This is a genomic window from Burkholderia sp. 9120 (assembly GCF_000745015.1).
Classification (GTDB): domain Bacteria; phylum Pseudomonadota; class Gammaproteobacteria; order Burkholderiales; family Burkholderiaceae; genus Paraburkholderia.
This window is the reverse complement of the sequence record NZ_JQNA01000002.1, coordinates 2,674,581-2,693,716: the sequence shown is the minus strand read 5'-3', so window position 1 is coordinate 2,693,716 and position 19,136 is coordinate 2,674,581. Positions and strand designations below refer to the sequence as shown.

Annotated in this window: 16 protein-coding genes, 1 tRNA gene and 3 pseudogenes; 14 read left to right on the top strand and 6 right to left on the bottom strand. The window is 57.5% G+C overall.

What is annotated here, in order from left to right; translation table 11 throughout:
* The first annotated feature begins 50 nt into the window (after positions 1-50).
* Both FA94_RS20130 and FA94_RS20125 read left to right on the top strand, forming a co-directional pair.
* Positions 51-743, top strand: a complete 693-nt coding sequence (locus tag FA94_RS20130; RefSeq protein WP_231584991.1) for a TylF/MycF/NovP-related O-methyltransferase — start codon at positions 51-53, stop codon at positions 741-743.
* Positions 744-1,088: 345 nt separating this feature from the next.
* Positions 1,089-2,159 carry an HAD family hydrolase gene (locus FA94_RS20125; protein WP_035554409.1) on the top strand — a complete coding sequence of 357 codons (1,071 nt, stop codon included), beginning with the start codon at positions 1,089-1,091 and terminating at the stop codon, positions 2,157-2,159.
* Between the two features lie 84 nt (positions 2,160-2,243).
* Here FA94_RS20125 and FA94_RS20120 read toward each other — a convergent pair whose 3' ends face one another.
* Positions 2,244-2,459: a hypothetical protein gene (locus FA94_RS20120; protein WP_035554408.1), complete on the bottom strand. Its 216-nt coding sequence runs from the start codon at positions 2,457-2,459 to the stop codon at positions 2,244-2,246.
* Between the two features lie 60 nt (positions 2,460-2,519).
* Here FA94_RS20120 and FA94_RS39510 point away from each other — a divergent pair.
* The 5 genes and pseudogenes from FA94_RS39510 to istB (FA94_RS20105) all read left to right on the top strand — a co-directional run.
* Positions 2,520-2,660, top strand: a pseudogene (locus tag FA94_RS39510) (tyrosine-type recombinase/integrase); the annotation flags it as partial.
* A gap of 1,011 nt (positions 2,661-3,671) precedes the next feature.
* Complete coding sequence (locus FA94_RS38730; protein WP_156126681.1) at positions 3,672-3,869, top strand: hypothetical protein; 198 nt, start codon at positions 3,672-3,674, stop codon at positions 3,867-3,869.
* Positions 3,862-4,146: a hypothetical protein gene (locus FA94_RS20115; protein WP_156126680.1), complete on the top strand. Its 285-nt coding sequence runs from the start codon at positions 3,862-3,864 to the stop codon at positions 4,144-4,146. The genes FA94_RS38730 and FA94_RS20115 overlap by 8 nt, the downstream gene beginning before the upstream one ends.
* Before the next feature lie 335 nt (positions 4,147-4,481).
* On the top strand, positions 4,482-5,696 hold the full coding sequence (locus FA94_RS20110; RefSeq protein ID WP_051980647.1) for an HlyD family secretion protein: 1,215 nt from the start codon (positions 4,482-4,484) through the stop codon (positions 5,694-5,696).
* Positions 5,697-5,728: 32 nt separating this feature from the next.
* Positions 5,729-6,377: pseudogene (istB, locus tag FA94_RS20105) on the top strand (IS21-like element helper ATPase IstB); the annotation flags it as partial.
* Positions 6,378-6,832: 455 nt separating this feature from the next.
* On the opposite strand, the gene FA94_RS20100 reads toward istB (FA94_RS20105), so the two are convergent.
* Positions 6,833-8,389, bottom strand: a complete 1,557-nt coding sequence (locus FA94_RS20100) for a phospholipase effector Tle1 domain-containing protein (protein ID WP_035554404.1) — start codon at positions 8,387-8,389, stop codon at positions 6,833-6,835.
* A gap of 508 nt (positions 8,390-8,897) precedes the next feature.
* Here FA94_RS20100 and FA94_RS20095 point away from each other — a divergent pair.
* Together FA94_RS20095 and FA94_RS39915 are read left to right on the top strand one after the other, a co-directional pair.
* The gene (locus tag FA94_RS20095; protein ID WP_081936013.1) at positions 8,898-11,408 is read left to right on the top strand and encodes a type VI secretion system Vgr family protein; all 2,511 of its coding nucleotides are present in this window, start codon (positions 8,898-8,900) and stop codon (positions 11,406-11,408) included.
* 53 nt (positions 11,409-11,461) lie between these two features.
* On the top strand, positions 11,462-11,944 hold the full coding sequence (locus FA94_RS39915) for a hypothetical protein (RefSeq protein WP_035554402.1): 483 nt from the start codon (positions 11,462-11,464) through the stop codon (positions 11,942-11,944).
* A 26-nt stretch (positions 11,945-11,970) separates the two neighbouring features.
* Here the strand turns inward: FA94_RS39915 and istB (FA94_RS20085) are convergent, their stop codons facing one another.
* Both istB (FA94_RS20085) and istA read right to left on the bottom strand, forming a co-directional pair.
* Positions 11,971-12,747 carry an IS21-like element helper ATPase IstB gene (istB, locus tag FA94_RS20085; RefSeq protein ID WP_035546074.1) on the bottom strand — a complete coding sequence of 259 codons (777 nt, stop codon included), beginning with the start codon at positions 12,745-12,747 and terminating at the stop codon, positions 11,971-11,973.
* Positions 12,737-14,254, bottom strand: coding sequence for an IS21 family transposase (gene istA, locus FA94_RS20080; protein WP_156126484.1), 1,518 nt, complete (start codon positions 14,252-14,254; stop codon positions 12,737-12,739). Before istA ends, istB (FA94_RS20085) begins: the two co-directional genes overlap by 11 nt.
* A gap of 100 nt (positions 14,255-14,354) precedes the next feature.
* Here istA and FA94_RS39200 point away from each other — a divergent pair, with 100 nt between their 5' ends.
* From FA94_RS39200 to FA94_RS20065, 4 genes and pseudogenes are all read left to right on the top strand, one after another.
* Entirely contained in the window at positions 14,355-14,648 is a 294-nt protein-coding gene (locus FA94_RS39200) for a lysozyme family protein (RefSeq protein ID WP_197070226.1), read from the top strand.
* On the top strand, positions 14,575-15,198 hold the full coding sequence (locus tag FA94_RS20075; RefSeq protein WP_035554401.1) for a hypothetical protein: 624 nt from the start codon (positions 14,575-14,577) through the stop codon (positions 15,196-15,198). Before FA94_RS39200 ends, FA94_RS20075 begins: the two co-directional genes overlap by 74 nt.
* A gap of 33 nt (positions 15,199-15,231) precedes the next feature.
* Positions 15,232-15,535, top strand: a pseudogene (locus FA94_RS38105) (integrase); the annotation flags it as partial.
* A gap of 449 nt (positions 15,536-15,984) precedes the next feature.
* On the top strand, positions 15,985-17,061 hold the full coding sequence (locus FA94_RS20065) for a tyrosine-type recombinase/integrase (RefSeq protein ID WP_035554396.1): 1,077 nt from the start codon (positions 15,985-15,987) through the stop codon (positions 17,059-17,061).
* 74 nt (positions 17,062-17,135) lie between these two features.
* Here the strand turns inward: FA94_RS20065 and FA94_RS20060 are convergent.
* A tRNA-Arg gene (locus FA94_RS20060) sits at positions 17,136-17,211 on the bottom strand.
* A 274-nt stretch (positions 17,212-17,485) separates the two neighbouring features.
* Here FA94_RS20060 and FA94_RS20055 point away from each other — a divergent pair.
* A complete protein-coding gene (locus tag FA94_RS20055) occupies positions 17,486-18,385 on the top strand; it encodes a c-type cytochrome (protein WP_035554394.1) in 900 nt (299 codons plus the stop codon).
* 90 nt (positions 18,386-18,475) lie between these two features.
* Here the strand turns inward: FA94_RS20055 and FA94_RS20050 are convergent, their stop codons facing one another.
* Positions 18,476-19,054 carry a hypothetical protein gene (locus tag FA94_RS20050; RefSeq protein ID WP_035554392.1) on the bottom strand — a complete coding sequence of 193 codons (579 nt, stop codon included), beginning with the start codon at positions 19,052-19,054 and terminating at the stop codon, positions 18,476-18,478.
* Between the last annotated feature and the right edge of the window lie 82 nt (positions 19,055-19,136).

Sequence of the window (19,136 nt, the reverse complement as noted above, 5' to 3'; positions counted from 1 at the left end):
CGGATTTCCTGCGCGTACTACGCACCGAGCGACAGGACCTTCTCAATCGGATGAGACAAACCCGCTTCGAGTCGCTCAAAGCGGGCTGCAGCCATTCACAGATCATTCCTTTCGCGACCTATTCGCCCTGGCTGGACGACGAAGGATTCAAAACGGTTTATGAAATCGCCAAAGCCTGCACGATGGTCGATATCTATCGTTGCTACGAGCTTTATCGACTGGCTCAACAGTGCCGCAACGTGGCGGGCGACATCGTGGAAATCGGCGTCTGGCGTGGCGGCACCGCGGCGTTGATGGCGCGCGCGTTGCCCGAGAAGGCGGCGCACCTGTTCGATACCTTCACCGGCGTCGCCAAGCAGGACGCCCGGTTCGACACGTTTTATTCCGGCGGCGAGCACGCCGATACCGACGAACGGATCGTCACCGATCTTTTCGCGACAGTCGGCGCCAAGGCCCATATTCATCGCGGCATTTTCCCGGACGACACATTGGCCGCGCTGCCCGCGAAAGTCTGCATCGCGCACATCGACGTCGACACCTACCAATCCGTGAAACAGTCTTTCGAATCGATCTGGCCGAACGTGCAGACGAACGGCGTGGTGGTATTCGACGACTACGCGATATTCGGCTGCGAAGGCGCCAATCAGGCAATCAATGAGATTGTGGCCAGCGTGCACAACGGCCTGTTCGTTCATAACCTGAATGGGCATGCGTTGCTTATCAAACAGGCAGCGGCGGTCTGAGTTCCGGCGGGTAATGCGATCTGCGGGTGCAGATCGCATTACCCGTTTTCAATAGCGCGAGCGCAATGTGGCTCGTGTCCTGCCTGGTTGTAAGAAGCCTCGGGCAGTCTATAAAGCGGTCGTCACAACGACGTGCTTCGCCTTGTGTCGATCCATTCCGCATTTTCAATGCCTCCCTCCCGGCCCGGTTTCCCGCGCTGATCAAGTTCTTAACCGGCATTTTTTATTGGACGCCGGTCGGACTCTAACCGCTTCGTCGAAAAAACATAAAAGCTGCAATAAGCGACGCACACGATTAGACTGGCGCTCGCTTAAAGTTCGATCACCGCTTTCGATGAGGCTTTCATGATTCGCACGATGCACCGATACTGCATTGCCTTCGCCGTCGTAGTCCTTTCAGCCTGCTCCGTCACGCCACGTCATGACGTGAGCGAAGCGCCGGCCGGCGCATCGACGGCGGCGTCGCTGGCGTCATGGAACGACACCACGGCCAAGCGCTCGATCGTCGATTTCGTCCAACTGGTGACGACGCCCGAGTCCAAGGACTTCATCCCGCGCGCAGACCGTATCGCCGTGTTCGATAACGACGGCACCCTGTGGCCCGAACAACCGGCGTCGGTGCAACTGGTGTTCGCGCTGCAACGCGTGAAGACGGTGGCCGGCAAGCATCCGGAGTGGAAGCGCCAGGAACCGTTTCGCTCGATTCTTAGAGGCAATCTGAAAAGCATAGCCGCGAGCGGCGACACCGGGTCGATGCGCGTCCTCGCGGCGGCCCACGCCGGCATGACCAGCGACCAGTTCGCCGCGCTCGTGCACGAATGGTTCGATTCCGCGAGCGATCCGCGCTTCAACCGGCTGTATGCGGATCTCGCGTATCAGCCCATGCTCGAATTGCTCGCCTATCTGCGCGCCAACGGCTTCAAGACTTATCTGGTGACCGGCAGCGACGTCGAATTCGTGCGGGATCTGGCGCAGCGCGTGTATGGCATTCCGCCGGAGCAGGTTATTGGTAGCACCGTTAAATACCGCTATACGCAGACCAACGGCGCGGTCTCGCTGACCCGTCTCGCGCAGGTCGACAGTCTGGTCGACGGTTCGGCCAAGCCGCTTGCGATTGATCGCGTAATCGGGCGGCGTCCGGTGATTGCATTCGGCAACTCGGATGGCGACGTGCCGATGCTGGAATGGACTTCGGCCGGCGATGGGCCGCGGCTTGCTGCGCTTGTGCATCACACGGATGCGGAGCGGGAGTATGCGTACGACCGCACATCGAAGAGCGGCAAACTCGATAAGGGTCTGGACGAAGCCGGGACGAAGGGCTGGCTGGTTGTGGATATGAAGGGGGACTGGAAGACGGTTTTTAAGGCGGATGGGGCGGCGAGTGATGCGGCGGCGGGTGCGGCACCGGTGAATTGAAAAGTGAACTGATCGAGAATGTGACAAAGGCCGCCCTGGGCGGCGGCCAGTCTGTTTCCGTCAGTTCCTTCGAAGAAGTCCGCTTCAGTCGTTCTCTTCTTCCGGATAAGACGGGTAGCTGTCGGACACCTTCGTCTTTATATAGTTGATGCGCAACGAATCGGCTTTCGACAGACAATCCGCCGTCGTGCATTTGTTGCGGACATTGAGTCCCCAATCGATCTGACCGATTCTCCCCGGATCCTGGTACGAGATTTCCTTCGAGTACTTTCTCTGCAGCAGCACGTATCCGTAACTCACCTGAGCGTCCAGTTTCTGCAGCTTGAAGGCGAGAAAGGCAGTCGGTGATACGCGACACGCCCCCCACAGGTACTCAAGGAGCTGGGCGGATGGAAAACGCTGGAAATGGTGCGACGGTATGCCGACTTGTCGGCCGATCATCTGGCGCGCTGGGTGGCGCCGCTGACGGCACCGTCCGAATCGATGCTAGCTGCAATCTAGCTGCAGCGACGGAGACGGAGAGACGGAAAAACCGCTGGAAGCCTTACGGCTATTGGTGCGCCCGGCTGGGGTCGAACCAGCAACCCCTGCTTTCGGCAGTTTTATCTACGCAACAAATTCCTTGCTGAATCAATGCCTCACGCAAATTGCAAATTACAAATTGCAAAACCAAGGCTAATCAAGATCACTCAGTGCTGTTCAAGGTGTACTTTAGCTACGCCTGCCTGTGACTCTACACGCGCATCAAAGTGCGTCATCTTGCATCAAACTGCAACGCTTTCTGATGTCGTCAAACGCTGGCGAACCCACCCCGTGCGGGTTTCCCGCCTAGATGGCCCGCTACATGAAAACCCGCCCCACAAGAGAAGCCCGCAGGCGCGGAGGGGACTGAGTTTTAGAGCTTCAGGCGATGTAGGCATCGATTGTCCGTTGCTCCCTACCGCACGACACACTTCGCAAAGATACGTATCTCACTGATCCTCCTAGCATCGATGCAATCAAGCCCATCGCTGGTAATGGTAACAATCCTGCGTCAAGGGCAAAATTAGAATAAAAAGCTAAATGCAAGATATTTTTAAAAAATTACAAATAGAAAGTATTTTGGAGGGTAAATTTGAGATGCCAATAACCTGCTGATTGTTATACACATCCGCGACGATCGGGTTTGGTTTTTGCAATGCTATGTGCATATCTTTATTTTCACAACCATTACACAATTAATACGGACATAGATGAGAATAATTTCAATCTCCCAACTATTTTGACTGTATTCGTTACATCTTGTTTCAAACTGTGACTGCATATAAAGTGTGTTGAATATTGATGCGCTTGAAGAATAAATGCATCAAGGTCGTCTCCTCGAGTTTGCTCAGGACGATGGCGCACTTCATCAACTACCTCAGCGTGAGGCAACGCCGAGAAATTAACAGCGTTCAAATACGTTTACTAGACATACTTACGAGGTAAATGTTAAGAATCTAAGATTCTGTCGCTGTGATACACGGACTTTTCATGAAAACATCCATTACGGATATTTTGGCAAAATGCGTACTTATTTTTCTGATTGGGATCGCAATGGCCGTCATCCTCGGAAAAATTGAAATTTTAAATGGCTCTGTATGGAAAGATGTTCTCGTTGGCGCCTCATCTGTCCTGTTAGCTGAGATTTTCTTTAACTTCGAAAATGGAAGGAAGAAAGGTGATGATTGATCATGTAAATATTGGTTTTTGTCCCTCGATTCATGAATTGACGGCCAGCGAAATTGCAGTGGTATCAGGAGGAATGGAGCAGCAGGACCAGCCGAATCAGGATGCTGGTGGCGTGAGCGGCATCGTGTACGCCATCGCGTCAGGCGCGTTTTACGGCGGCATTACTGGCGCGCTAACCGGTGCGTATTCGGGCCTCAATTGGGCGCACTCAGGCATCGGCGGAATGATTACCGGTGGCGTGGTAGGCGGGATGAAGAAAATTGGCGGCGGCGGCTAGGCGAGCGCCAGGGTTGTCATCAAGCGGGCCTGTTTTTCGTTCTTTCTTGACTTTGACAGGTCAGCTCGTTAGCTTGGCCACGCAAACGTTTGCTAAATCGTTTCGCGGCCAAATATCCAGTTTCGGGAACGCTTTGAGTTATTCCCGGTTTGTATACCTCAGAATCGCTTTCACTCGGAACACGCGGCCGATTGTTCGACCCAAGCTATTTTCGGAGTGTCGGATAAGTGTGCTTAACACGCTCCAGACACACTTAAACGATTTCTGACAACGCCCCAGCCTATTCCTAGGGAATATTTCAGAAAGCTAATATCCTTCAGTTTCATTTTATAAAAATTAATTCCAAAAATGATTTGTTCCGGCGCGAAGCGCAAAACGCACAGGGAACACAGCTACTCGGGGAAGTAATCCTGGTTCAGCCGCTGTCTTTTTCATTCCTGACGGCCTTCAGCGCCTGCATGGCATTCGCCGTAATTCTGCTGTTCGCCTTCGGCACCTACACGCGACGCACAACTGTGGAAGGCGTGCTGACGCCCGATGCTGGTCTTGTCAAAATCTACGCGCAGCAGGGCGGCATCGTATTGAACAGACGCGTGACCGAGGGCCAGCGAGTGACACGCGGGCAGGTGCTGTACACCGTGTCGGATGACGTGCAAAGCGCGGTCGAGGGCCAGACGCAGGCCGCGCTCATCGATCAGGCCCGCCAGCGCAAGGCATCGTTGCAGCAGGAAATCAGCAAGATCCGGCAGTTGCAAAGCGACGAGCGTGACACGTTGCAGGCGAAGATCGCGAGCCTGCGTGCAGAACTCGCCGGCATCGACAACCAGATCACGGCGCAGCGCACGCGTGCGTCGCTTGCCGCTGATGCAGCCTCGCGCTATGCGGGTCTGCTCGCAAAGGACTACATTTCGACGGACCAGGCCCAACAGCGCGAGGCCGATCTGCTCGACCAGCAATCGAAGCTCAATGCCCTGCTGGGGGACCGCACCAGCAGGGCACAGTCGCTGAAGGAAGCCACCAACGAACTTGCCGGACTCACGCTCAAACAGCAGAACCAGGTGTCACAGATCAGCCGCAGCGTGATGGAAGTCGATCAGAGCCTGATCGAGAGCGAGGCCAGGCGCGAACTCGCGATCACCGCATCCGAAACCGGCACTGCGACTGCCGTGATCGCTGAACCGGGGCAGATGGTCGATACGACCCACCCGCTCGCGAGCATCGTTCCCGATGGCGCACACTGGCAGGCATACCTGTTCGTGCAGAGTGCCGCAGTGGGCTTCGTTCACGTCGGCGATCCGGTGCTGATCCGCTACCAGGCGTACCCGTATCAGAAGTTCGGGCAATACGCGGCCACCGTCGTATCGATCGCGCGCACTGCGCTGTCCAGCGCGGAACTCATGACGAGCGGTGGTCCCGCCGACCCCAATGGCACGTTCTACCGGATCACGGTCGCACTCAAATCGCAAACCGTGACCGCCTACGGCAAGCCGCAGGCACTACAGGCAGGGATGGCATTGAGCTACTTGTTATTTACAAATCGACTTCGCTGACCGTTGTGCCTTGAGACACACCATTCGCGACGCGACGCATCGCGCGGCACCCTACCGAGTCGCGTCTGGACTCGACCAAGACGCTTGCTACCTTCGACTTCGGCATGGTGCCGATGGTCTCGAAGGCGCATGTCACGGCGCTGGACACAGGAGAATTCTGGCTGGAGAAAGGCGCCACAATTCTCCTGTTCGGCCCGACGGGCGGCGGCAAGAGTCATTTAGGCTCAGCCATCGGCCATGCGCTGATTGACGCCGGCTACCGCGTGCTATTCACGCGCACCGCTGAACTCGTCCAGAAGCTCCAGACCGCTCGCCAGAGCCTGCAACTGCCATCCACGCTCGCGAAGCTCGATCGCTTCGATCTCATCATCCTTGATGACCTGTCATACGCGCGCAAGGACCAGGCACGAAACCAGCGTGCTGTTCGAACTGATCGCGGAGAGATATGAGCGCAAAAACCTTCTGATTACGGCCAACCAGCCCTTCTCGGGCTGGAACGATGTGCTCCCTGACCCGGGCATGACGATCGCCGCCATCGACCGGCTTGTGCATCACTCGACGATCTTCGGGCTCAACGTCGAAAGCTATCGCCGTCGTAAGGCCAGCGACAAGCAGAGTGCCCGCCGACGTCAATTACCCGACGACAATAGCGAAGGAGGAACGACAACTATGACCGATTAACCAGCGAAAACTACACCCGTTGACCTGCCACGATAGTTGTCGCTGACCGGCCATGGTGCTTGACGCCGTATACTGAAGACTATTCCCGATGACTTGATGGCTTCAGCGCCCCTGACACGGATACTCACCATTCTGTAGCGGCCAACGCTGCTTTGCGGCATAGCGGCTGACCTAATCGGGTCGAGGAATGTCCGTCATGACCTACCGAAACAGTTGCTCTGCAGGCTACACGTCGCGGTGAGTCAGTGGACATTGCCAGCCGCCGGCCAGACGGCCCTGGTGTTTGCGCTATCGCGCGGAGATGGTTGTCGGTTAGGTTGTCGACATCGATCGACATACTATTAATTTCCATTTACATTGCTTTCGCGTGATTGAGATGTTAACTGCTCTCGCGTTCTATTATTTCAGATCTCTCCGATTTCGCCGTCGGGCGGATTGTTGCGATACAAGGGGCCTTATGCAAACCTTGGCTCCAAAGTCAAAGCAAGAACCAGGATCTGAATCCGCGCCATGCTTGGGTGGGTGCCGCTCAAAGAGTCGGCCGCATCGTAGAGTCTTCGAATTCGCGTCATTGACGAGGCCCGCTCCGCAGGGGTCGGCATTGTGCTCCGAACTTTGGCGACCGCCATTTCTGCAAAATCTCGGAGGTCGAAAGCAAAGTTGCCAGCCACGTCCAGCGCGAGCACCAAGGAGTTGCGAATTTCGGCGTCGGTCAGTGCAATATCTCCCTTGATGAAGCTTCGCATTCTGTCTCCGAACTCGAGGAACGGAGTGTCGGCTAGCGAGCCTGGTAGCCAAAAGCTCCATAAAGGAGTGCTGCCTTCGTTTCTGCGCCAGAACTCGAAACCACTATGTATTCTCAAGGTAAGCTCATCAATCTGGGCAAGAGCAGTTGCGGCTGGAATCGGCCGATTCGTCCTGTAACTCAGATCTTCGGAAAACAGTCTACGAATCGCGCTTCCGTCGATCGATTCAAAAAGTGAATGACGTCTGTTGGTGGCAATCTCGCCTCTGATGGCAATCCTGGAAAATTTGTACTTTCCACTGATGACGTTATAAGGGAGAGTCGTCGACTTGTAACTCTTGTCATATCGACTTCCCGAGAAAGTCACGAGGCGAAGGCCGGCCGCCTTAGATTCTTCGTACATCCATCGCAGCGATACGTCGGATAGCGAACTGTTGGCATAACCTCCGCCCACATCGGCGTGCGCTCCTGCAAACCATCGTTGTTCGAGATTTGGCTGACTGTCAGACGTGACGTCGACCTTCCAAAGCAATGGTAGAAAAAGGCTTCGGAGTTCATGCAGTGCGAGTGCATGTCGCGTTCTCGACAGAGTCTGCGGAACAGGCCGTTCACGCTCTCGATTCGCTATCTTGAGCAACTGGCGCTCAATTTTGGAACTGTAGCCGTGAAGCGTCAGGGCCTCCACCGCGTCCCACTGCCCCAGGAAGTGAATCGGCAACCGGAACCTCTCTCCCAGTACCACGTGTCCAGTCACCTTCCTCAGAAACCAACGTAGGCGGCTGGGACTGGGATCCGCCCAGTAAATCTCAAACGCCTCTTCAACCCTGTAGTGACGTCGTTTGCTCAGAGCTACGTTGCGCAGAAGCACGCCAACCTGATCAATGAAACCTGCGAGAGCACGGGCAATGAATGCGCCGCGACTGAAACCGAAAAGGAAGACTTGATCGCCTTGATCGTAGTGTTGCGAGATGAAGGTGTAAGCTTCCTTGATACGCTCGGTAGCTCCTTCGCCGAGCGTGCCGCCTAAGAGAGCATCCACCGCGTTCCGAGCGCGTCGGACAGGTATTCGAAGAACTGCCGGAAGCTTCATCCGACCGAGAGGGCCAACATTTTCTACCTTCTTTCCGGTTCCAACGCCTCGAATGTACGCAACCTTCTGATTCGCATCGTGTATGCAGAGCGAAAACAACTTGTAGACGTTGGTCAGCTCGTCGGAAACAGATTCGTCATTCCAGGTTCCATCAATGAAAACAACGATGTTTTTCATGTATCTCTCGGACGTGCAGTGTCGATTGGTGACCCTTCCTGTCGAACGATAACTGAATATGAGTTTCCGCTGTTTGGATATCAACGAGATCGAAGCCCGCGTGGCACCCGCATACAGACGGGATTCGCTGGACAAGCCTATACTTCGCTTATAGAGCCGACTTCCGGCTATAAACGAATGGCCGATTTTGAGAGTGTAGAAGGACGGCAACGGGTCAATCTGAGCCCATCGCACCACGCTCGTCACACTCTGCCTGCTGCATGGCTTATGGATTGGGCTATCTGGTTGTTGCCCTCAAAGCCGGGCATCGCAATCCATTTCGCAATCTGAAAGAAATATCCGAAACGTTATTTGACAGAATTTACAGATATGCCGCTCGCATTGGTTAGCCAAAAAATTCATGCCGCCTCACACTTACTGACATTGAATAGCTGGCCGATTCGTGTGAAGTTTCGTAAAATCGCGCGTGAAGCGGTTGCTCGGTCAATCGGAACAGAATAGAGGCGGTATGGGAGCGCAAGACATAATCGGGGCACTCACTGGCGGACTCGTCCAGAGTGATCGCCTGCTTAAGCTGGATAGTCCCTTGGGAGGTAACGTCCTGCTGCCCCAGCGGGTCACCGGTTATTCACGAATCGGCCGCCACTACGAATTTACGGCTGATGTCGTGTCCACCTCCGGCACGATCGAACTCAAGAAGCTGATCGCCCAGCCGGTGACGCTTTGGGTCCAGCAGACAGACAGGTCCTATCTGCCGCATCACGGTTATGTGCACACCGCGCGGCGTCTTGGGTCGGACAGCGCGCTCACGAGTTATCAGATCGGTTATGCGTCATGGATGCATTTCCTGCGTTTTCGCAAGGATGCTCGAATCTGGCAGGACAAGCCCGCCGACGAAATCCTGACTGATGTCTTCAACATGCACCCGCAAGCCCAGGGTGCATTTCGCTTTGCATTGAGCAAGCCGTTGCCCTCGCGGTCGTTCTGCATGCAATACGAGGACGACTGGAATTTCGTCCACCGTTTGATGGAAAACGAGGGGCTATTCGGCTACTTCGAGCAGGCGAGCGATGGCAAGTCCCATACGCTCATCGTTACGGACAGCCTCGACACGTTCCAGCCTCTTTCACCGCAGACAGTTCAGTTTTATCGCGCCGGCACGAACAGCGAAACCGATGCGCTGGTTCAGTGGTCGGGCACGCGAACACTGCAAAGCACGACACTCACGACCCGCACCTTCGATTACAAGGCACCCGCTTCCCCCACCTTTGCCAAGGGCACAAGCATTCCAACGCTTCCTACGCAGGGGAATCTGCCTGAGCAGGCTGAGGTGTATGAATACACCGGAGCCTACACCTATGGGACGCAGGACCGGGGCGACGCACTGTCAAAAATCCGCGTGGAAGAATGGGAATCGCGGGCAAAACGGTTCTATGGCTCGGGTGGTGTGCGGGGTGCGGATGCGGGATACTGGTTTCAGCTTGACGATCATCCCGGCCATGCGCCAGATAGCCAGCAAAACCGCCAGTTTGCGATTATCGAAACCGCCTGGTTCATCGAGAACAACCTGCCAGTGTCCAGTCAGGCGACCGATTTCCCGCACAGCCTTAAGAGCGAGCTCGCTGCTGCGAAAGCTAACCATCACGGCCTGAAGGTCGCGCATGCGGATGGCAGCGAAGGATTCTTTCTCGTTGAGATCGAAGCTCAGCGCAAGATTGTTCCGTTTCGCAGCCCATTTACCCATCACAAACCGAAGATGCATTTGCAGACCGCGATTGTCGTCGGCCCTGCAAATGCGGAGGTCTATACCGATCCGCTGAATCGCATCAAGGTGCGTTTTCACTGGGATCGCCTCAACGAGGGTGACGAAAAAGCGTCGTGCTGGGTTCGTGTCGCCATGTCTGATACCGGTGGTGGGTATGGCGGTGTACATGTCCCGAGAATCGGCGAAGAAGTGCTGATCAACTGGGTAGACGGCGATTGCGATAGACCTCTTGTAACGGGCCGGGTTTACAACGGCGCAACGCAACCTCACTGGCATTCCAACGGTCTGCTATCCGGCTACAAGTCCAAGGAATATCAGGGCAGCGGCTACAACCAGATGGTGATGGACGACTCGACGGGCCAGAACCGTGTTCAGCTTTTTTCAACGAGCACGAACGCACATCTGCATCTGGGTTACCTGATTGATCAGGCCGGGAACAACCGAGGCAGCTATCTGGGGAGTGGCTTTGACCTGAAGTCCGACGCTTACGGTGCAGTGCGTGCGGGCCAAGGCTTGTATGTCACCACCTATCCGGCGACCAGCCAGCCGCTGGATGCACGGCAAGCGACCTCGCAGTTAGTGAATTCGGAAAGCGTGCTGGAAGCAATGTCGAACGCCAGCACGACGCATCAGGCAGAAAGTCTCAAGGATGGCTATGACTCGCTGAAGTCATACACGGACGCGACACAGAACAGCGTGTCTGGCTCATCGTCAGGGGGAAACACGGCGGGCGGTGGTACCGGGAACGCGAATGGGTTCAAGGAACCCGTCATGCTGTTCGGTAGCCCCTCTGGTATCGCCATGTCCACGCAGCAGTCCGTGCACATCGTCAGCGATGTACAGACCAACCTCGTGAGCGGACAGAGCACCCACATCGCAACTGGCAAATCGTTGATTGCGAGCGTCACCCAGAAACTAAGCCTCTTCGTCCAGAATGCCGGAATGAAACTGTTCGCCGCCAAAGGAAAGGTGGAGATCCAGGCGCACAACGATAACGTCGAGCTCACCGCACAAAAGAGCGTCAAGCTCGTTTCAGCGACCGAGCAGATTCAGGCCATCGCCAAGGGCGAAATCCTGTTGACCTCAGGGGGCGCTTATATCCGTATCAAGGACGGCAACATCGAGATTCACGCTCCAGGAAAAATCGACGTGAAGGGTGCGCAGCACAGCTTCAACGGCCCGACCCGGATCGATGAAAAGTTTCCGTCGTGGAACGACAGCGTGCCGCGCCGCGCGGTGGATTTTTCCGGGTAACGGCGACAGTGGCCGACACAGTCTGCAACAGCAACTTGAACAAAGGATAGCGTGTGGCGCAACAACAGGAACAGCCGTCGAAAGTCGAGAGTTGGGCGTATCCCTTTCCTCTGAAGACCACAAACATCACGCTCGCGCCCGAGGATTATCTCCAGGCGCTCGCGGTGGCCGAGGACGGTTTCTATCCGCTCGGCGCCAATGGCCTCTGGCATGGCGGCATTCATTTCGGCGCGCAGACCGCTGGCAAGTTCCAGCAGGATGGCGGCGTGAAATGCATCGCGGACGGCGAGGTCGTCGCGTTCCGTCTGGATGAAAAGCTCCAGGAAGTCGCTTACCCGGACGGAATCAAGGCGGGCTACTCGAAGGGATTTACGCTGGTGCGCCATCGGCTCGTTCTCCCGCCGATACTCCCGCAGCCGACGAATGGCAACGCCCAGCCGCAGAATCCACCGGCAACGACACCCCCTGCCGCGCAGAACATCACCCCGCTGTTGATTTGCACTGAATCCGGACCCAGGATTTGCATCGAATACTGACCCACCCTTTGATCCAGTTTTGGGGTTCAGGTTGGGTGTTTCGGGGTTCGTTTTCTCTCCTTTTCAGGCTGTGTCGTGCTGTTCCTGAAACGATAGCTATCGTTGCCGGTTTCTACAATGTGGCAGTGGTGTGTGAGCCGGTCGAGCAGCGCCGTGGTCATCTTCGCGTCGCCGAAGACGTTGGCCCACTCAGAGAAGCTCAGATTGGTTGTGATGACGACGCTCGTGCGCTCGTAGAGTTTGCTCAGTAGATGGAAGAGCAAGGCGCCCCCGGTCTGGCTGAACGGCAGATAACCCAGTTCGTCGAGGATGACGAGGTCGGCGTACATTAGACGCACAGCCAGTTGCCCAGGCTTTCCAGTCAGCTTCTCCTGCTCAAGCGCATTGACGAGTTCAATGGTGGAGAAGAAACGCACGCGGCTTCGATCATGTTCGATCGCCTGCACGCCAATCGCCGTCGCCAGATGCGTTTTGCCCGTGCCCGGTCCGCCGACCAGCACGACGTTGTGTGCCGATGTCATGAACTCACACCGATGCAACTGACGCACGGTTGCTTCGTTGACATCGCTGCAACCGAAGTCAAAGCCGTTGAGATCCCGATACGCCGGGAAGCGGGCGACCTTCATCTGATAGGCCAGTGAACGTACCTCACGGGCCGCCATCTCCGCCTTGAGCAGACCTGCCAGAACTAGCGATGCCGACTTGTACGCGGGGGAATCCTGCGCGGCCAGCTCGCCAAGCGCCTGGGCCATGCCGTGCAGCTTCAGTGACTTGAGCATTTCCATCATGGCGTCAGGCTGCATGATGATCCTCCCGGCCTCTCAGGTCGTCATAACGGCCGACGTTGGCTTGCGGCTCGACGCGCAGGGCGAAGGCCTGGGGCGTCTGCAGCGGAGGCACGGGAGCCCCGTCAAGCAGCCGGCTCAGGACGTTCATCACCGTTTGCTTTGAGGGCGCACCGGCCTCAAGTGCCAGCTCGACGGCGGTGAGTACGGCCTGTTCGTCGTGCAGCAGCACCAGCGCCAGTATCTCGACCATCTCCCGGTCGCCACCGGCGTGCTTCAGCAGGATTGTCTGCAGCCGCTTGAAGGCGGCAGGAAACTCTGCGAACGGCGCGCCGTTGCGCAATGCTCCAGGCTTGCGCTGCAGGACTGCGAGGTAATGACGCCAGTCGTAGATGGTTTCTCCGCGATCATGGCTGCGGTTGATACGCCGGACGTGCTCCGCGATGACCTGCCCTTCGGCGACGAAGACGAGCTGGGCCGCGTAGACGTGCAGGCTGATGGGCCGGTTCGCAAATGCCGCCGGCACGCTATACCGGTTGCGGTCGAAACTCACCAGACACGTGGGCGAGACGAGTTTGGTGTGCTCGACAAAGCCGTCGAATGCCTGGCCGACCGGCATCAGATGGGGTCGCTCGACCGACCACGCGTCCCAGATCGTTGTGTCCTGCTCAGGGTGCTGCGTCTGCTGCCAGAGCAGGACACACTGGTCGGCCAGCCAGTCGTTTAATGCAGAGAGCGAACCGAACGCCGGCACGCGTTGCCACAGCCGGTGACGGCTGTCCTGAACGTTCTTCTCGATCTGCCCCTTCTCCCAGCCTGAGGCCGGATTGCAGAATTCGGCGTCAAACAGATAGTGACTGACCATGGCGCTGAAGCGCGCGTTGACGTCCCGCAGCTTGCCACGACGAACCTTGTCGACAGCGGTCTTCATGTTGTCATATATGCCACGGCGCGGAATGCCGCCCCACGCCACGAACGCGTGGTAGTGAGCGTCGAACAGCATCTCGTGGGTTTGCAGCAGATAGGCCCTCAGGAAGAACGCCCGGCTGTGACTGAGCTTGAACTGCGCAACCTGCAACTTGGTGCGCTCGCCGTTGATCACGGCCCAGTCCTCGCTCCAGTCGAACTGGAATGCTTCTCCGGGTGCAAAGGTCAGCGGCACAAAGGTGCCACGTGCTGCGCTCCTTGCCTGCTCCTGCTGCTCCTGTCGCCAGCGGCGCGCAAAGGCGGCGACCCGGTCGTAGGACCCTGTGAATCCCAACACGGTGAGGTCAGCGTAAATCTGCTTGAGGGTTCTGCGCTGTTTGCGCGGCCGGTTTGCTTCCGTCTTTAACCAGCCGGCGAGCTTGGCCGCAAATCCGTCGAGCTTGCTCGGGCTCTGCCGTTCCGGATAGGTGGGCACTACGGTGCCGGCACGTATATAGCGCCTGACGGTGTTTCTTGAAACGCCAAGCCGTTTGGCGATCTCGCGTAGCGAGACATGATCGCGATAATGCCAGCGTCGGATGATGCTCAATATTGCCATGTCGATCACTCCGTTCTCCCGCTAGCTGCACAGCGGGCCAGTGTGTTCCACGTGGGTCAATATTCGATGCAAATCACCGTGTCAGGTGGGTCAGAATTCAGTGCAAATCAACACCAACTACGAAGTATTCAACAGGGAGCACAATCATCGCTTCCCCGATGATCAGAAAAACTTCCTAGATAACCCTGATCTTCTTCTTTCGAATCTCGAATATGGAGTGGAATCTGCATTCGTCTTTTGGGTCATAACTCGCAGTGTGAATCCGGTGGCAGACACGGGAGATGTTGCGGCTGTGACACAACAGATCAACGGAGGACAAAATGGACATGCCGAAAGACTTATCGCATACAACAAAGTTGCACCGATTTTGGGGCTTCCGCCAGAAACAAATTAAACGTTTTTTCGAATGCCTTGCTTGCTATGTTTTGCTTTCGTCCGCTTCGTTGGCTTATGCGAACGCGGACGAACCGGCTATCTGCCCCGCTGTATCGCCATCCGTTGGTGTATTTTCCGCAGGAAAAATACAAAAAGACTCAGTCGTATCGATCGAAAAGAACGATACGGATCACACGATAAACTTGTCGATTTACCGACCGAATTCAAATGGCTGCGAAAAGACGATCTTCGCAAAATATTCCATAGAAGGCGGAGCGCCGAATGTCGACTCCCTCTTTTTCATGAATCTCAATGGTAAGCAGAATATTTTCACCATTGTTCACTGGGATGTAAATTCTCGCGGAATTGGTACATACGGCAAATACTACCAAATATATGCCTATACCACAGACGAACAAGGCCGACTGATCGAAAATAAGAGCGTGGTCGACAACAGCGCAATGACCGGAATGGATGGCTATCAGGAGGGAGAGCAAACTTTGTTTCCCTACAAGACCGCGAGCGCCGTGAAATCCTTCTTCAAGTGCAATGAGACAAAGTGCAAGTAGTATTTCATTTCTCGAACCGAACCGTAGACCGTGCTGAATCTGTCACTCGCCAGGCCGCACACCTATCGCAAGAAGGCCGAGCGGCTGATTCTCTGGGCTATCCTGAAGCGTGGCCGGGCGCTGTCGTCCCTCACGGCGGCGATCGCGTATCGTGTTCGTGCGGCACCTTCACCGCGTTCGCGCACCGGTGCAGCCACGCACCGCGCCTGACAGGCGACCGTTTAACGGCAGCTTTTCTTCGTTCCGTGGCGCATGCGCTGTCGATCTTCGCGCCCCGTTTCGTTGGCTGATCGAGCAGCACTATGTGCTGGCTAATCCGTTTGCCGGCGTGAAGGTGAGCATACTGAACATGCGCAGAGCGGCACGGCTCGGCTTCCTTATTTCTGTATTGCTTTTTTCGCGAGAGGCATGGTGCTCCGACCAACAATCGGTCATGGCGTTTCCCAATCACGCGCGGCTGTTTTTCTCGACACCGGTGTCGCCCGCGCTGAGCCCGATCGCCCAGGATTAGATAGCCGTGCCTGATGCTTCCGACCGACGGCCGCTCATAGAGCCACGCACGCTCACTCTGCACTGTCCATTCAGACAGATTGTCTCGGATTCGCTACGCGCGTGTGGGCAAATCACCAATCGAAGCCTGGATGCAAAAACGGGACATCGCTCGATTACCAGCATGATGCCCCGCGCAGTCATTGGTAAAACCGGCAGCTCAAACTATGCAACGATATCTGATCCTGAATGGCGACAAGACAACAGCAAATGGGATCAGCAGGAGAATTTAGAAAAATGTCGCTCTATAAACGAAGTAGAAGCCCCAACTGGTATTACCGGCTTTCCCCGCCGGATGGCGGTCCAGTCCTACAAGGCAGCACTGGCACCAGCAACAGGGAGCAGGCGCAGGAGTTCTACGACCGCCTGAAGGTGGATCTGTGGAATCAGGCCAGGCTCGGTCACAAGCCGCGCTACACCTGGAATGATGCGGTCGTGCGCTACGTCGCCGAACGCGAAGGCATCGCCAGTCTGGAAACCAGCAAGACGCACCTGCGGTGGCTCGATCAGCACCTGTCCGGCGTCCAGCTGGCGGAGATCGACCGCAACCGCATCGACGCCATTGCGCATATCAAGCGGATGGAGCCGCGGGTCATCCAGACGCGCAACGGTCAGAAGAAGCTCGGGCGCAACGTCAGTGCGGGGACGGTCAATCGCGTGACGGGTGTACTCAAGGCCGTGCTGAACGCGGCGCTGGAATGGGAGTGGCTTGACCGGGTGCCAAAGACGAAAAAGACGAAGATCGTGTCGCGCCGGATACGCTGGTTGACGCTGGCGGAAGCCGAACGGCTGCTGGCCGAGCTGCCGGTGCACCTGGCCGACATGGCGCAGTTCAGTCTTGAAACCGGACTGCGCCGCTCGAACGTGACGGGGCTGCAATGGTCACAGGTCGATCTGGTGCGGCGGGTCGCGTGGATTCACCCGGACCAGGCCAAGGCCCGCAAGGCGATCACGGTGCCGCTGTCGGACACGGCGATCGCGGTGCTGCGCCGCCAGCGCGCGAAGAAGCGCAAGCCGGAATGCGTCGAAAGCGTGTTCGTCTACCACGGCAAGCCCGTCTACCAGACGGTGACCGCGGCATGGCGGGAAGCGTGCAAACGCGCCGGCATCCGCGATTTCCGCTGGCACGATCTGCGCCATACGTGGGCGAGCTGGCATGTGCAGCGCGGCACGCCGTTACAGGTGCTGAAGGAGCTGGGAGGCTGGGAAACGCTGGAAATGGTGCAGCGGTACGCGCACCTGTCCGCCGATCACCTGGCGCGCTGGGTGCAGCCGCACACGCAGGTCGTGGACCTGCAAGCCGTGGCCGGCTGACAGGTCTGACTGTATTTTCACTGTACTGGAGGGAAACCACTGAGCGGAGAACCCGCTGAAACCCTTGTCAGGATTGGTGCGCCCGGCTGGGATCGAACCAGCAACCCCTGCCTTCGGAGGGCAGTACTCTATCCATTGAGCTACGGGCGCTTCAACACAAAAGCGCGGCAACCAGAGCGGAAGCGACGCCAAAGCGAGACCGAGAGAATACCCGGTTTCGGCCCAAGCGTCCACCGGACGGCCTCGATAGCCCCGTCGGCCGCCCTCGGCCCGCCCTCGCCGATGCGGGTAAACGCCTGCTGAACACCGCGCCGCGCCCCTCGCCGTCGTCGAAAGCTTGCGTCTATAATCGTCCGTGGCTGATATAGAACAAGAAGTTGCCGTCACGCTGTACCGCTCACATACCCACGGAGACGAGACAAGCATGAGCGAAGCACCACACGGAGCCCCGATCAAAACCCCAGGACAGCTCATTGCCGCGATTATCGCCAGCTTTGCTGTTCCGATCGTCATCATCGTTCTGCTGGTCGCGTACGTCGATAATTCGACACGCACCGGCGCCGGCACCGACTCTCTCTCCGAAGCCGAAGTCACCGCCCGCATCAAGCCGTTCGCGCAGGTCGACATTCGCGACGCCAATGCACCGCGCGTCTACAAGACGGGCGAAGAAGTCTACAAAGCTGTTTGCTCCGCATGTCACGCGTCGGGTGCGGCAGGCGCGCCGAAATTCACCAATACCGCCGACTGGGCTCCGCGCATTTCACAGGGCTTCGACACGCTGTGGCACACGGCGCTCGCCGGTAAAGGCGCGATGCCGCCGCGCGGCGGCACTAGCCCCGACGACTACAGCGACTTCGAAATTGCCCGCGCCGTGGTCTATATGGCGAACAATTCCGGCGCGAGCTTCCCGGAACCGGCACAACCGGCAGCGGGTGCGCCGGCAGCGGCTTCTGGCGCAGCGGCAGCAGCCGCGCCGGCCGGCGCTTCCGACGTAGGCGCGGCCCAAGCCGCCGCGGCCATGGCCGCCATGGCGAGCGTGCCGCAAGCCGCCGCGCCGGCAGCCGGCGCCCAAAGCGCGGATGCGTCGCAAGCGGGCAAAGCCTTGTACACGCAGGTCTGCCAGGCCTGCCACGCGGCCGGCGTGCTGAACGCACCGAAATTCGGCGACAAGGACGCCTGGGCGCCGCGCCTGAAAGATCCGATCGACACGGTCTATAACTACGCGCTGCATGGCAAGGGTGCGATGCCGCCGAAGGGCGGATCGAACGCCTCGGACGCGGACGTGAAGGCTGCAGTCGATTACATGGTCAGCGCGGTGAAGTAACCCACTCCACGAATATCGAGCGCTCGCGGCGGTCGTTGCGTAAAGAAAAATCCCTGCCTCACGGCAACGTGAGGCAGGGATTTTTGCTTATTAATCGTGCTTCGGTGCAATCGCCGGCCGGCTGAAGGCTTCGACAAACGCCAACGCCGGCGTGTCGCGAGCCAGCGCGGCGAGATGCTCATGCAAAGCAGCCGGCGTAAGCCACGGATACGCCGGCCCCGCTTGCAGCGCGTCGAGCAAAACGCCATCGGCATCGGGCACGACGTCCATGCGGGCGATATGAATGTGAAAGCCCGTGACGACCGGTGTCTCGTCGAACGTCCACCGATACACGCCGTGGCCGACGCGCAAGGCGCCCGTCGCCGGTTCGCGCATCACCACCAGCCAGGGCAACGCGTCGATCACGCCGTCTTGCACGGCGAGCGCGTCGCACACGTAATAAGTCCTGCACCGTGTGTACTGCGCGCCGAAATCGGTGACGAGCGTTTTGGCGATTGCATTGGCGCCGACGGTGCGCGCCGGAAACGCGATATTCGACGTCGCGAGCGACATGGTGAGCACAGCGTCGGCAGCGAAGGCCTCGGCGATGCGCTCGGCCCGCGTGTTGTCTTTCGCGTCGATGTAGGTTTCAAGCGCGCGGCGATAGGGTGCGAGCGGCAGCGAGGTCATGCGGGCGGTCTCCAGTGAGCGACGGTGCCCGCCGACTTTCACGATCGACGAGCCGCGTCACTCTAGCGCGAGCACGCCGCCA

What these genes read in the sequence shown, in the direction of transcription:
- FA94_RS20130 (WP_231584991.1), top strand. Translation starts at nt 51, where the DNA reads ATGAGACAAACCCGCTTCGAGTCGCTCAAAGCGGGCTGCAGCCATTCA.
- FA94_RS20125 (WP_035554409.1), top strand. Translation starts at nt 1,089, where the DNA reads ATGATTCGCACGATGCACCGATACTGCATTGCCTTCGCCGTCGTAGTC.
- FA94_RS38730 (WP_156126681.1), top strand. Translation starts at nt 3,672, where the DNA reads ATGAAAACATCCATTACGGATATTTTGGCAAAATGCGTACTTATTTTT.
- FA94_RS20115 (WP_156126680.1), top strand. Translation starts at nt 3,862, where the DNA reads ATGATTGATCATGTAAATATTGGTTTTTGTCCCTCGATTCATGAATTG.
- FA94_RS20100 (WP_035554404.1), bottom strand. Translation starts at nt 8,389, where the DNA reads ATGAAAAACATCGTTGTTTTCATTGATGGAACCTGGAATGACGAATCT.
- FA94_RS20095 (WP_081936013.1), top strand. Translation starts at nt 8,898, where the DNA reads ATGGGAGCGCAAGACATAATCGGGGCACTCACTGGCGGACTCGTCCAG.
- istB (WP_035546074.1), bottom strand. Translation starts at nt 12,747, where the DNA reads ATGCAGCCTGACGCCATGATGGAAATGCTCAAGTCACTGAAGCTGCAC.
- istA (WP_156126484.1), bottom strand. Translation starts at nt 14,254, where the DNA reads ATGGCAATATTGAGCATCATCCGACGCTGGCATTATCGCGATCATGTC.
- FA94_RS20075 (WP_035554401.1), top strand. Translation starts at nt 14,575, where the DNA reads ATGGACATGCCGAAAGACTTATCGCATACAACAAAGTTGCACCGATTT.
- FA94_RS20065 (WP_035554396.1), top strand. Translation starts at nt 15,985, where the DNA reads ATGTCGCTCTATAAACGAAGTAGAAGCCCCAACTGGTATTACCGGCTT.
- FA94_RS20055 (WP_035554394.1), top strand. Translation starts at nt 17,486, where the DNA reads ATGAGCGAAGCACCACACGGAGCCCCGATCAAAACCCCAGGACAGCTC.
- FA94_RS20050 (WP_035554392.1), bottom strand. Translation starts at nt 19,054, where the DNA reads ATGACCTCGCTGCCGCTCGCACCCTATCGCCGCGCGCTTGAAACCTAC.